The organism is Rhodopila sp. (assembly GCF_965277825.1).
Taxonomy (GTDB): Bacteria; Pseudomonadota; Alphaproteobacteria; order Acetobacterales; family Acetobacteraceae; genus Rhodopila.
In genome coordinates this window covers 4,287,501-4,300,026 of sequence record NZ_OZ255846.1, presented here as the reverse complement: position 1 = coordinate 4,300,026, position 12,526 = coordinate 4,287,501, and the positions used below count along the sequence as shown (strand labels likewise).

The window sequence follows — 12,526 nt, the reverse complement described above, 5'->3', positions numbered from 1 at the left end:
AGCTTTGTATCACGAAATCCACGGCCGGACCGACGCCGGCGCGCCGACCGTGCTGCTATGCTCCGGCCTCGGCGGCGCGGCGCAATACTGGGCGGCGCACATTGCGGCGCTGGCGACGCATTTCAGGGTCATTGCCTACGATCAGAACGGCACCGGCCGCAGCCGCGCGACGTTGCCGTTTGGCTACGCCATTGCCGACATGGCCGTCGAGGTCGCCGCGCTGCTCGGCAACCTCGGTGTGCGGCGGGCGCACTTCGTTGGACACGCACTGGGCGGCCTGATCGGGTTGCAACTGGCGGTCGATCGGCCGGCGCTGGTGGATCGGCTGATCCTGGTGAATGCCTGGGCCAGGACGCATGCTCACACGCTGCGCTGCTTCGCCGCACGCAAGAGTCTTTTGTCGAACACTGGGGTCGCGGCCTATGTGCAAGCTCAACCGCTGTTTCTCTACCCTGCCGCCTGGCTGGCCGACCGGCAGGATTGGCTTGTTGAACAGGACGCCGCCGGCATAGCGCACTTCCCGTCGACCGAGACGGTTCTGCGCCGTATCGAGGCGATCGAGGCATTCGACCTGACGGCTGCCATCCCCGGCATCGTCGCGCCCTGCCTGGTTGTTGCCGCGCGCGACGACGTGCTAGTACCGTACACCTGTGCGATCAACCTCGCCGACCAATTGCCCGAGGTTCAGTTGAAACTTCTGGAACATGGCGGGCACGCTTGCAACATCACCGACCCGGTTGGATTCGACGCCCTGGTGAAGGCGTTCCTGCTACCAGCTTGAAGCGTCAACTTTGATCCCAGAAAAATCTTGGGATTGCTTAGGGTGCCGAGCTTCGCGATGATCAGACGGAATGATCCCGTGCCAGGACAATAGGTCGCAGCCCCGACCTGCCCGATGCGCGTGCATCAGTGTTCATCCGCGGTTAAATTCTCCTGTCGACCCAAAACCGGTCGGGGCACAAATCGGCCTTCATACTGAGTGCGCCGAAGGTTTGGAACACGGATGCACGCCGATCAAGGTTGATAAACGCAGAAAGACTTTGGGAAGAAGATTGTCTCGGCCGGTATGCGCCGGCGTGCAGCGCCGCCGACCCAGAACTTCGGCCGAGCGCCGATTGCCGGATTCGCGCTCATTTTGCCGTATCTTTCATCATGCTGCTTTGCGCGCCAGCGCCTCGATGACGACGGCCGACGGTGCGACCCAGCCGAAAATGCCTCCCTGTGCGGCGATCATCCGCAATCCGGTGTCGTGGAATTCGGGAAAATAGGACCCGCAACAGTCGCCGACGACCAGGCATTCGAAGCCGCGGTCGTTGGCCTCCCGCACCGTGGTATGGACGCAGACTTCTGTCGTGACGCCGGTCACCACAAGCTGCTGGATGCCTCGGTGTCGCAGGATGGCGTGCAGATCGGTGGCGAAGAAGGCGCCCTTGCCGGGTTTGTCGATCACCGGCTCCCCGACCGCTGGATAGAGTTCGGCAATGATGTCGTGGCCGGCCTCGCCGCGCACCAGAATGCGGCCCATTGGTCCGGGATCACCGATGCTGGTCGCGCCGCGGCCGCGAATTTTCTTCGCCCGCGGCAGGTCGGCGAGGTCGGGGCGATGGCCTTCCCTGGTGTGGATCACCAGTCCGCCGGCCGCTCGCCAGGCCGCCAACAGCGCCTTGTTCGGCTCGATCGTGCGGCGGAGCCGGGAAACGTCGTTGCCCAGCATCTCGCCGAATCCGCCAGGTTCGAGAAAGTCGCGTTGCATGTCGATAATCAGCAGCGCGGCGGCGGGAAAATTCAGACTGTATTCATAGGGTTCGGCCTCGATCCGCATTATCGCCCTCGAGCGTTTGTGCGAAAAACGAGGCAAACTTTGGGCCAGCGGAGCGGAACCCGTTCGCAAGCATAACAAGCCCGTTCAGGGATCGGCTGCGGGCCTGATTGCCGCGCCCAACAGGCTGGCCCGCTCGCGCCGGAACAAGGCGCTGATCTCCTCCGCCACCGCCCGCAGCCTCGGCTCATGCCGAAGCTCGGCATTCATCAGGTAGCCGGTTTCGTGGGTCAGGTCGGGCAGAACGCCGGACACTCGCCGCAGCGACGGATCCGGCTCGCCCAGCCAGACGGGCAATAAGCCCAGCCCGACCCCGTCCCGCACCGCTTCCAGGATCATGAAGCCGCTATCGAAACGGTGGGCGGCCGGCACGGCGTCAAGACCACGGCGCGTCAGCCACTGCTCCGAGGCGAAATACCGATGTGCCGGGGTGAAGCGGACCCAGGTGTGCTTATGGTAGTGGTCCTCGGTCAGCACCTGACCCGCCTGTTGCACGCCCGCTTGTTGCATGAATCCGTGGCTGGCGTACACGGCGAACGCCATGCGTCCCAGCTTGCGAGCGATCACCGGACCGTCGCTCGGCACGTGGTCGGTGAGCACCAGTTCAGCCTCCCAGCGGCCGAGGTCGGGCCAGTGCTTGTAACCAATCAGCAGTTCGATGTTCGGCAGCGCCGCCCGAAGCTTGCGCAGGCAGCGGATCAAGAACAGCGCTTCCCATTCCCGCGCCAGGATGCGGATTTCGGCGTGCCCGGGCTCGACACTGGCGTGCAGATCGCTCGCGGCGGCGGCCATCCGGCTGGCAGCGGGCAGCAGTGCCTCGGCTTGCGGCGTAAGCCTGTGGCCATCTGACCGCCGCTCGATCAATGTGGCGCCAAGAGAGTGTTCCAGCGCGCGCAAGCGCCGCCCGACGGTGGCCAGGCTGACGCCTTCCTGCTGAGCGGCTCGGGCGTAACTTCCCTGGCTCGCGACGGCCAGTAGCAAGCGGATATCGTCCCAACGAAGCACCAGAGCCCTCCTGGGCAGCCTGTTCGGCCCGCAGCATGGCATCGCTCCCGGCTTCCACAAACCGGCCTGTGCGGGCAGACACCGGCTTCCGGGGGGTTGCATTTCTGCAAACGCCGGTCGCGGCTTCGCGGACTGGCGTGGGACGAGGGAACCGGCGTTCATGGCCACGCCCGTGGCGGACGCCACCAAGCCCCGTGGCGGATGTGACCAAGCATCGACGGCGCCGGAGAGTTGAAGGATGATCGGTCCATGCATTTCGACTTGAAACTGTGGCGGATGACGGCTGGCGTGCGCGGGCGCATGGCGCTGTCTAGCGGTTTCGGCCTGCTCGCCTTGGCGGTCGGCATCGCCCGCTTCGCCTTCCTCGGACGGTTCCTGGCTGGCGTGTTCCGCGGCCAGATGCTGGTGGCACCGCTGCTGGCCGCCACTGCGGCGATCCTGCTGCGCGCCTGGTTCGACCACCACCGCGTCATGATCGCCAACCGCACCGCTGCGCGGGTGCAGGAGACCTTACGGGGGCGGTTGTTCGACAAGATCATCGCACTCGGCCCGGCCTGGTTCGGGGCCGAGCGGACCGGCGGCGTGATGTTGTCAATGGTCGATGGCGTCGAGCAGCTTCAATCGTTCTTTGGCCAATATCTGCCGCAGGTGACGATCGCGGTCTGCGCGCCGCTGGCGATCTTCGTGTTCATCGCATGGTGGGACATCCCGGTCGCTGCGGTGATGCTGGCCGCTGCGCTGTTCACGCTGATCCTGCCGGCGATGGTGCACCGCCGGACCGCCGTTGCCTCGCGCGCCCGGCAATCCGCCTTCAAGTCGTTCGGCGAGGAGTTCCTCGATGCTGTCCAGGGCCTGCCGACCCTGAAAGCCTTCGGCCAGAGTGCCGCCTATGGCCGCATGCTGGCTACAAAGGCACGAGCCCTGTCAGACAGCACGTTCTGGGTGCTGTCGCTGAACGTGCTGACGCGGGGCTTCACCGACCTTGGCACTGCCTTTGGGTCCGCCGCCGCGCTGGCGCTCGGCGCGTGGCGTGTCCGCCATGGCGAAATGAGCCTGGAGGCGCTGTTGATCGTACTGATGGCCGGCACCGAGATTTTTCGTCCGTTGCGCGACCTGCGCGGCGTGCTGCATCAGGGGCTGAACGGGCAGGCGGCGGCTGTGGGAATCCTCGACCTGCTGGACACCGACGCGCCCGCGCCACGCGGCGCGCCCGCCCCCGACCTGACGCCGGAGATCGTCTTCGACAACGTCGCCTTCGCCTATCCCGGCGGCCGCCAGCCGGCCCACTGTGGCCTCAGCTTCCGCATCGGAGCGGGCGAGCGGGTCGGCATCGTCGGACCCAGCGGCGCCGGCAAATCGACCATCGTGCGGCTGCTGTCGCGGCTGCACCAGGCGCAAACCGGCAGTATCCGCATCGGCGGCCGCGATATAGCAGACCTGGACCCGGAGCAGGTGCGCGGCATGATCGCCATCGTTTCGCAGGACACCTACCTGTTTCACGGCAGCGTCGAGGACAATCTCCGACTCGGCCGGCCCGGCGCGTCGGATGCCGAGGTGGTTGCCGCCGCTACCGCGGCCAATGCCCACGGCTTCGTCTCCGCCTTGCCCGACGGCTACCAGACGGTGATCGGCGAACGCGGCACACAACTCTCGGGCGGCCAGCGCCAGCGCCTGGCGATCGCCCGAGCATTGCTGCGCGATTCGCCGATCCTGGTGCTGGACGAGGCGCTGTCCTCGGTCGATGCCGAGAACGAATCGATCATCCAGCAGGCGCTGGAGCGGCTGATGACCGGCCGCACCACGTTGATCCTGGCGCACCGGCTGTCCAGCGTGATCGGGGCCGATCGGATCGTGGTGCTGAACAACGGCGCGGTGGTGCAGTCCGGCCATCATCGAGACCTGATCGGCCAAGCCGGTCCGTATCGGGATCTGATGCGATCGCAAATCGGCGAACCGGACAGCATTGTCATGCCCCGGCTCGAGACCGGTCTTGGTCCGCCCGACGGCCAGCCGGATGCCTTAGCCTCCGGTGCGGTCGTCGGCAGCCTGTCCGAGGATGCCGCTCAGGTGACCTGGCCGGCGACGATTCGGACCTTGTTGCGGGTCGTGCGTCCGTATCGCGGCCAGTTGGCGGTGACCGTGCTGACTGGCATCGGCCGGGTGGTCGCCTTCATCGGCGTCAGCGTGTTGGGCGCGCTGGTGCTGGGCGCCGTGCGCAATGGCTCGTCGACCGCGACGCTGATCACCGCGCTGCTGGTGACCGCGCCGCTTGCCGGCCTGCTGCATTGGCTGGAATCCTGGATCGCCCACGCCATGGCCTACGCGCTGCTTGCCGACATGCGGGTCGATCTGTTCAGAAAACTCGACGCGCTGGCGCCGGCTTATCTGTTGCGCCGCCGTTCGGGGGACCTTGTGGCGCTGGCCACCCAGGATGTCGAGACCGTCGAATATTTCTTTGCGCACACGATTGCGCCGGCGATCGTCGCGGTGCTGGTGCCGCTCAGCGTGGTCGCGGCGCTGGCCTGGATGGCCTGGCCGCTAGCCTTGGTCCTGGCCCCGTTCCTGGCATACGCCGCGGCCTCCCCGCTGCTCGGCCGCCGCCGGATCGACCGGCTGGGCACCTCCGCCCGCGGTGCATTGGGGCTGATCGGTGCCTACGCGACCGAAACAATCCAGGGGCTGGCCGAACTGGTGATGTTTGGAGCCGCCGAGCGCCGGCGCGACGGTTTCAAGACCGCGGTCGGGACGTATCAGGAGCTGAGGCTGTCGCTGCTGGCCGATTTATCGTTCCAGGCCGCCGCGCTCGATGCCGTCACCAGCCTGGGCGGCCTCGCCGTGGCGGCGATCGGGGCGATGTTGGTGGCGGGCGGCATGATCGCGCCGGCGATGCTGCCGCTGCTGGTGCTGATCTCGATCGCGGCGTTCCTGCCGGTTTCCGAAATTGCCCAGGTAGGGCGGCAACTGGCCGATACCATCGCCTCGACACGCCGCCTGGCGGTGGTGGAGGCGGAGCCCGTGCTGATCACCGATGGTGCACGCCAACCAACCGGCGGATCGGGGGTTCAGTTCGACGCTGTCGGCTTCACCTATGCCGGCCGTTCGGCGCCGGCATTGACCGCGATGGCGTTCGAGGTAGCGGCCGGTGCCACCGTCGCCCTGGTCGGGCCATCCGGCGCCGGAAAGACGACGGTAGCGAATTTGCTGCTGCGCTTCTGGGACCCCGCGAGCGGATCGATCAAGCTGGGCGGTGTCGATCTGCGCGACCTGACGCTGGACGGACTGCGCGGCAGTATCGCCTTGGTGGCGCAGGACACCTATCTGTTCAACGATACGCTGGAGGCGAACGTCCGGCTGGCGCGGCCCGACGCCTCTCCCGAACAGGTACTTCTGGCGTTGTCGCGAGCCGCCCTGGGGGGCTTCGTCGCGGCGCTGCCGGACGGTCTGGCCACCCGCGTCGGCGAGCGGGGCGTGCAGCTCTCAGGCGGCCAGCGGCAGCGCATCGCGATCGCCCGGGCTTTCCTGAAGGACGCGCCGCTGCTGATCCTGGACGAGGCAACCTCCCACCTGGATACGATCAGTGAGCAGGCGGTCCGCGGCGCGCTGGATGCCCTGATGGCGGATCGGACGACGATTGTCATCGCGCATCGGCTGTCGACGATCCAGTCAGCCGATCTGATCCTGGTGCTGCGGGATGGACGGGTGATCGAGGCCGGGAGCCACGACCAGTTGATCGCCCGCGGTGGATTCTACCGGCGCCTGGTGGATCATCAAATGGCCGGGGTCGCTGCTTAAGCCTGGCCGCTGTGTTGCGGGTGGTGAGGCCGGGCGGCGAGGACCAATCGCTTCGGTAACGGTATTGTGGATTCCGATGCCGCCTCGTTTCGGTCATGTTGTCGCTGGATGGGCTGGTAGCTCAGCGTCAGAGCACACGCTTGATAAGCGTGAGGTCGGATGGTTCAAATCCTCCCCGGCCCACCAAATTTCGGATTATCCGACACCCACGCTTTCGGGCTAGCCTGAAGCACTGCGACTGGAGAATGTTGCGCCTGGCGCTGTTTCAGCTTTCAGAATTTCGCATTAATCTGCTTGGCACCATCTTGCCGAAAGACGCGCATCCCATCCCGCACCGGCGTCATGCAGGTCTGCACGTTGGATGTACCATCCACCACCGCCAGGCATTCGAAGCATGCTCCCATCATGCAGAATGGCCCGCGTGGACTGCCGGATATCGCGGTGCTCCGGGTCGCGACGATCCCGCCGGCGAGCAGCGCCACCGCAACGCTATCACTCGCCCGGGCGGCGATAGGCGCGCCTTCGAACCAGATGGTCAGGTCGTTCCCCGGGGGCCCGCCAGGGGGTCTCGTCAGCATCAGTCAGCGGTGCCCTTGGGAAGCTTCTTCTCGGTGATCGTGGCGTAGAGCGCAACGCCATAGGGGATCGTCTCGTCGTTGAAGTCGTAGCGGTGATTGTGCAGCGCCGCGCTGTCACCGTTGCCCAGGTTGATATGCGCGCCGGGCACCTGCTCCATCATGAAGCTGAAATCTTCCGACCCCATGCCGGGCGGACCGTCGCGCCGCACATTGTCCTCACCGACCAGCGCGGCGGCGGCATCGCCATAGGCGACTGCCTCGGCGTCGTCGTTCACCATGGCTGCGAAGATGACGCGAAAATCGACCGTTGCCTCGGCGCCGAAGCCGGCCGCGATGCTGACCGCGAGCCGCTTCATGTTGTGCTCGATCGCGGTCATCACCTCCGGCTTCATGGTGCGTACGGTGCCGGCCATCAGCGCCGATTGGGGGATCACGTTGTATGCGTCGCCGCTGTGGATGCGGGTGATGCTCAGCACCGCGGTGTCCTGGGCGGAAATATTGCGAGACACGATCGACTGCAGTGCAGTCCCCAAATGACAGGCGACGACGACCGGATCGACGCTCTGCTGCGGGTGGGCGCCGTGCGCGCCCTTGCCGGTGATGGTGATATCGAAGAAGGCGCCCCCGGCGGCCCGGGCGCCGGATCCGGTGATGAACTTGCCGACCGGCAGGCCGGGGCGATTGTGCATGCCGTAGACCTGGTTGCAGGGGAAGCGCTCGAACAGGCCGTCCTGCAACATTGCCAGCGCGCCGCCGACGCCTTCCTCGGCGGGCTGGAAGATGAAGTTGACGGTGCCGTTGAAGTTGCGGGTTTCCGCCAGGTATTTTGCCGCGCCCAGCAGCATCGTGGTGTGGCCGTCATGGCCGCAGGCGTGCATCCGGCCGGGGTTCTGGCTGGCGTGCGGCAAGCCGGTCGCCTCCAGGATCGGCAGCGCATCCATGTCGGCGCGCAAGCCGATCGCGGCTTGGCCGTTGCCGTTGCGCAGCACGCCGACGACGCCGGTCTTGCCGACCCCGCGATGCACCTCGATGCCCCATTCCTCCAACTTCGCCGCCACCAGGTCGGCGGTGCGGTATTCCTCCAGGCCGAGTTCCGGATGGGCGTGGATGTCGCGCCGGATGGCGGCGAGTTCGTTCTGATAAAGCCGCGTACGATCGAGCGTGGACTGGGTCATCGCATGTTCCCCGGAGCTATTGGTGGGACGAGCTTATCATGCGCACGCTGGCTTGCCAGACCCGGTGCCGGGGTGACGCGGTGAACGGTCGGAGGGACGGCGGCGGTTCGGGCGGCAGCGATACGGTGGATAGTATCGGACGGCGCCGATCCTATGCTCGGCGTCCAGTATCCCAAGGCCAAGGCTCACTCTATCAGTCAAATGTCGAATTCGCGACAGCAGTTGTTTGTTTTCAGTGGCCTGCTGATCCGGCCCGTCCGCCGCGAAGTGCGGCGAACGTCCGGCGCAGGACGCCAGCATCAAAGTGCGGCGAGGATTGCCTCGGCCTTGCTGGCCTCGAAGCCGCCCGGCGCTTCGATGCCCAGATGGGTGACCTTGCCGTCCTCAGCGATCAGCGCGTAGCGCTGGCTGCGCCACCCCATGCCGCGGCCATTCAGGTCCAGCTCGAGCCCGATCGCCTTGGCGAAGGCGGCGGCACCATCGGCCAGCATGGTAATGTTTTCGCCGGTGCCCTGTTCCTTGCCCCAGGCGTCCATGACGAACACGTCGTTAACCGCGATGCAGGCGATAGTGTCGACGCCCTTCGCCTTCATCGCGCCGGCATTCTGCACGAAGCCGGGCAGATGCTTGGCGCTGCAGGTTGGCGTGAACGCGCCGGGCACCGCGAACAGGACGACTTTCTTGCCCTTGAAGACTTCGTCGGTTGAGGTCTCTTTCGGGCCGCCCGCCGTCGCCACCATCAGTTTCATCGAAGGGATCGTGTCGCCGACCTTGATCGTCATAGTTCATCTGCTCCCGCAAGGATTTCCGACTGCCGCGGCTTGATGGCGGCAGACCCCGAGTCCTAGCCGCGCCGGCCGGGGAAGTCACCCCCCGAGCCAGGACCATCATTGGACTGGGGTCGGGCTGGCGCCGATGATCCGGCTGATGATGCGATCAGCCGGTCCGGTGATGGCGGGTCGGCGGGAAGTCCTGGTAGATCCCTGACGATGGGACGGGATCCGTATATCGCCGCCGGGATTGCTGGAGCCGGCTGTTACGTCATCGCTTACTTCGCCACCTTGCAGGGCTGGTTGAAGGTCGGCAATTGGAGCTTTCCGGCGATCAATCTGCTCGGGGCGCTGTTGGTGCTGGTGTCCCTGGCCGACGCCTGGAATCTGCCGTCTGTCCTGCTGGAACTGTTTTGGGCCGCGATCAGCCTCTATGGGCTGCTGCGCTACTGGACCCGCCGGCTAAAGCGCCATGAATAGACCGTGCTCGACCCGGAGGGAGCGGCGGACCTGATCATCGCGGTCACCGGGTCAGTCGTCGGTTCGGTGGATGTCGTGGACGCTGACGCCGGCGTGGCGCTCGGAAACCTCCAGCCAGTCGCGGTGCCGCAGAGTGCGTTTGGTATCCGAGTAGCCGCTGTTCCAATGCTCGCGCATGGAGGCGGCGCTGAACTCGTAGTCCTTGGCCTGGGTTTCATAGGCGGCCTGCTGGTAGATCAGTTCCAGGATGGTGGCCTCGGGGATGCGGGCCAGGCGGGCCTTGAGCGCCCGCTCGTCGGGGTCCAGCCGGTCGTCGTCGATCTTGGCCAGCAGGCGTTTGGCGACCAGGTCGCGTGCGTGACGGTCGCGGAAATAGTCGGTAACGAGGCGGGTGCGGCTGGAGTATTGGATGTCCTTCTGCCGAACCAGCACGTCGTCCATGTCGCGCGGTGCGGGGCCGCGGGCGCTGAACAGGTCGACCTGAAAGATCAGCATGTGGCGGCATTCGGCATTGTCCAGCACATGCTGCAGCGGGGTGTTGGAGACCAGGCCGCCGTCCCAGTACAAGTCGGTGCCGACCTGGATGGCGGGAAACGCCGGGGGCAGGGCGGCGCCCGCCATCACGTGCCGTGGCTGGATCTCGGTTTGCGTGCTGTCGAAATAGGCGAAATTCCCGTTCAGGACGTTGACCGACCCGGCGGCGTAGCGCACCGCGCCGCTGTTCAGCAGACCGAAATCCACCAGGCGCAACAGAGTTTCGTGCAACGGCGTCGTGTCATAAAACGCGGTCGCGGTGGCCGACCCGCGCGGGCTGATCCACGGGTTCAGCCAGTTCGGTGTGAAGAAGCCAGGCTGACCCAGAGTGGTCGTCAGCAGCGCCGACCAGACGTTGGTCGCCTTGCGGGCAGCGTCTCCGTCCAGGGTGAACAGGCTGACCGGGCGGGCGGTGATGCCTTCCCAGAAGTCTCGCAGACGCTGAATGCGACGTTCGGGCGGATTGCCGGCGATGATTGCGGCGTTGATGCCGCCGATCGAGACACCGGCCACGGTGTCGGGCTGCACCCCGGCCTCGTGCAGCGCCTGATAGACCCCGGCCTGGTAGGCACCCAGCGCACCGCCGCCTTGCAGCACCAGGGCGATGTTATCGCAGCCATGCGGACGCCATGGGTGGCGCCCAGGCAGGATCGGCGGCAGCGGGCGGGATGGCATCGAAGGGGCCATGACTTCCTTTCGCTCCCGCGTCAAGTTTGCCGGGTCGCGTCGTGCTTATCGGGTGCTATGACCAGCGGCAATGCTGGTTCATGATCCGACGTAACGAGCGCCGGCGGCGGAATGGGCCAAAGCAATGGGATAAAGGACAAGCCATGAGCCTGAACGGAAAACTCGCTTTGGTAACCGGATCGACCAGCGGGATCGGGCTGGGGATTGCGCGTGCCTTGGCGGCCGCCGGGGCGGACGTCATGCTGAATGGCTTCGGCGAGCAGGCTCGGATTGCGGCGATACGGGCCGAGATCGCCGCGACCCACGGCGTCGAGGTCGGCTACAACGGTGCCGATATCAGCAAGCCGGAGCAGATCGCGGCGATGGTCGCGGAGTGCGCGACATCGATGCGGTCGCCGGACATATGGGTGAACAATGCCGGCATCCAGTTCACCGCGAACGTCGAGGACTTCCCCGACGAGCGATGGGACCAGATCATCGCCGTCAATCTTTCGGGGGTGTTCTTCGGGATGAAGGCGACGATCCCGGCGATGAAGGCCAAGGGTTGGGGCCGGATCATCAATATCGCCTCGGCGCACGGGCTGGTCGCCAGTGCGCAGAAGGTCGCCTATGTCGCGGCCAAGCATGGCGTGATCGGGATGACCAAGGTGGCGGCGATCGAATTGGCGAACCAGGGCGTTACCGTCAATGCGATCTGTCCGGGTTGGGTGCTGACCCCGCTGGTGGAGAAGCAATTGCAGGAACGGGCGGCGCGGGACGCCTCGTCGGTGGCGAAGGAGACGTTGGCGTTCGTTACCGAAAAGCAGCCGATGGCACAATTTACGACACCCGAACAGATCGGCGGTTTGGCGGTTTTCCTCTGCTCCGATGCGGCGAGCACGATCACCGGGGCGCCGCTGTCGATCGATGGCGGATGGGTAGCGCAATAACATCGCTGTGATGTAGAACACGGTTGGCTTGGTGCGTTGCGCGGGCGTCCGGTCCGCCCGCATAGCCGACGGAGTTTGCGATGCAGGTTTCCGAAGCGGCCCGGTTTACCGCGATGATGACGCGGTCGGCCGAGCTCAAGCGCCGTGTGGCTACGGAATTGGCGGATGCGGTGATCGATGTTGTGGATGCCTGTGAGGCCAGCCTGCGCGGTGGCGGCAAGCTGATGTTCTGCGGCAACGGCGGTTCGGCGGCGGACAGCCAACATCTCGCCACCGAGATGCTGATACGGTTGCGCGGTAGCCATGAACGGGATTCGATCGCGGCCCTGGCCCTGACGCTCGATCCCGCGATGCTGACCGCATGCGGCAACGACTATGGCTACGACCGGGTGTTCGAGCGGCCGTTGCGCGGATTGGGCCGACCCGGAGACGTGCTGTTCGGCATCACCACGTCGGGGCGGTCCGGCAACGTGATCCGGGCGTTGCAGGCGGCGCGGGAGATGCGGATCGTTACCGTGGGCCTGCTGGGCGGCGGCGGGGAACCGGCGTTGAGTCTTTGCGATCTGGCCCTGCTGGTGCCCGACAACGAGACGGCGCGTATCCAGGAGTGCCATATCGCCTTGGGCCACGCGGTGCTGGAACTGCTGGAGGACCGCATCGTCGGGCGCCCGCTGTCGTGAGGGGTGCTTAGTGGTGAAGGTTCTGGTCACCGGCTGCGCCGGTTTCATCGGTTACCATGTGGCTGACGCGCTGCTGG

Annotated in this window: 12 protein-coding genes and 1 tRNA gene (1 of these 13 running past the window's edge); 7 read left to right on the top strand and 6 right to left on the bottom strand. The window is 65.9% G+C overall.

Annotation, left to right across the window (positions count from 1 at the left end):
* The first annotated feature begins 4 nt into the window (after nt 1-4).
* The gene (gene rutD / locus ACQY4T_RS20820) at nt 5-781 is read left to right on the top strand and encodes a pyrimidine utilization protein D (RefSeq protein WP_428534588.1); all 777 of its coding nucleotides are present in this window, start codon (nt 5-7) and stop codon (nt 779-781) included.
* Nucleotides 782-1,150: 369 nt separating this feature from the next.
* Here rutD and ACQY4T_RS20815 read toward each other — a convergent pair whose 3' ends face one another.
* Nucleotides 1,151-1,822 (bottom strand): cysteine hydrolase family protein, encoded by a 672-nt coding sequence (locus ACQY4T_RS20815; protein WP_428534586.1) that lies wholly within the window; start codon nt 1,820-1,822, stop codon nt 1,151-1,153.
* A gap of 84 nt (nt 1,823-1,906) precedes the next feature.
* The gene (locus tag ACQY4T_RS20810; RefSeq protein WP_428534584.1) at nt 1,907-2,824 is read right to left on the bottom strand and encodes a LysR family transcriptional regulator; all 918 of its coding nucleotides are present in this window, start codon (nt 2,822-2,824) and stop codon (nt 1,907-1,909) included.
* Between the two features lie 249 nt (nt 2,825-3,073).
* Between ACQY4T_RS20810 and ACQY4T_RS20805 the strand changes: the two genes are divergently transcribed.
* Together ACQY4T_RS20805 and ACQY4T_RS20800 are read left to right on the top strand one after the other, a co-directional pair.
* A complete protein-coding gene (locus tag ACQY4T_RS20805) occupies nt 3,074-6,616 on the top strand; it encodes an ATP-binding cassette domain-containing protein (RefSeq protein ID WP_428534582.1) in 3,543 nt (1,180 codons plus the stop codon).
* A gap of 110 nt (nt 6,617-6,726) precedes the next feature.
* Nucleotides 6,727-6,802: transfer RNA gene (locus ACQY4T_RS20800), tRNA-Ile, on the top strand.
* 86 nt (nt 6,803-6,888) lie between these two features.
* On the opposite strand, the gene ACQY4T_RS20795 is transcribed toward ACQY4T_RS20800, so the two are convergent.
* The 3 genes from ACQY4T_RS20795 to ACQY4T_RS20785 all read right to left on the bottom strand — a co-directional run bounded on the left by ACQY4T_RS20795 (nt 6,889) and on the right by ACQY4T_RS20785 (nt 9,151).
* Entirely contained in the window at nt 6,889-7,194 is a 306-nt protein-coding gene (locus ACQY4T_RS20795; protein ID WP_428534580.1) for a (2Fe-2S)-binding protein, read from the bottom strand.
* Nucleotides 7,194-8,369: a M20 aminoacylase family protein gene (locus ACQY4T_RS20790; protein WP_428534578.1), complete on the bottom strand. Its 1,176-nt coding sequence runs from the start codon at nt 8,367-8,369 to the stop codon at nt 7,194-7,196. The genes ACQY4T_RS20795 and ACQY4T_RS20790 overlap by 1 nt, the downstream gene beginning before the upstream one ends.
* A gap of 299 nt (nt 8,370-8,668) precedes the next feature.
* Nucleotides 8,669-9,151, bottom strand: coding sequence for a peroxiredoxin (locus ACQY4T_RS20785; protein ID WP_428534576.1), 483 nt, complete (start codon nt 9,149-9,151; stop codon nt 8,669-8,671).
* Nucleotides 9,152-9,358: 207 nt separating this feature from the next.
* Between ACQY4T_RS20785 and ACQY4T_RS20780 the strand changes: the two genes are divergently transcribed.
* Complete coding sequence (locus ACQY4T_RS20780) at nt 9,359-9,619, top strand: CBU_0592 family membrane protein (RefSeq protein ID WP_428534574.1); 261 nt, start codon at nt 9,359-9,361, stop codon at nt 9,617-9,619.
* Nucleotides 9,620-9,670: 51 nt separating this feature from the next.
* On the opposite strand, the gene ACQY4T_RS20775 is transcribed toward ACQY4T_RS20780, so the two are convergent.
* Nucleotides 9,671-10,840 (bottom strand): patatin-like phospholipase family protein, encoded by a 1,170-nt coding sequence (locus tag ACQY4T_RS20775; protein WP_428534572.1) that lies wholly within the window; start codon nt 10,838-10,840, stop codon nt 9,671-9,673.
* 143 nt (nt 10,841-10,983) lie between these two features.
* On the opposite strand from ACQY4T_RS20775, the gene ACQY4T_RS20770 reads away from it, so the two are divergent.
* The 3 genes from ACQY4T_RS20770 to ACQY4T_RS20760 all read left to right on the top strand — a co-directional run.
* Nucleotides 10,984-11,769, top strand: a complete 786-nt coding sequence (locus ACQY4T_RS20770; protein WP_428534570.1) for a 3-hydroxybutyrate dehydrogenase — start codon at nt 10,984-10,986, stop codon at nt 11,767-11,769.
* An 80-nt stretch (nt 11,770-11,849) separates the two neighbouring features.
* Nucleotides 11,850-12,449, top strand: a complete 600-nt coding sequence (locus tag ACQY4T_RS20765) for a D-sedoheptulose-7-phosphate isomerase (RefSeq protein WP_428534568.1) — start codon at nt 11,850-11,852, stop codon at nt 12,447-12,449.
* A 13-nt stretch (nt 12,450-12,462) separates the two neighbouring features.
* Nucleotides 12,463-12,526, top strand: the start of a protein-coding gene (locus tag ACQY4T_RS20760; RefSeq protein ID WP_428534566.1) for an NAD-dependent epimerase/dehydratase family protein. The gene runs 923 nt beyond the window's last position; 64 of the gene's 987 nt are visible here — the first part of the coding sequence; it begins with the start codon at nt 12,463-12,465; its stop codon lies off the right edge, out of view.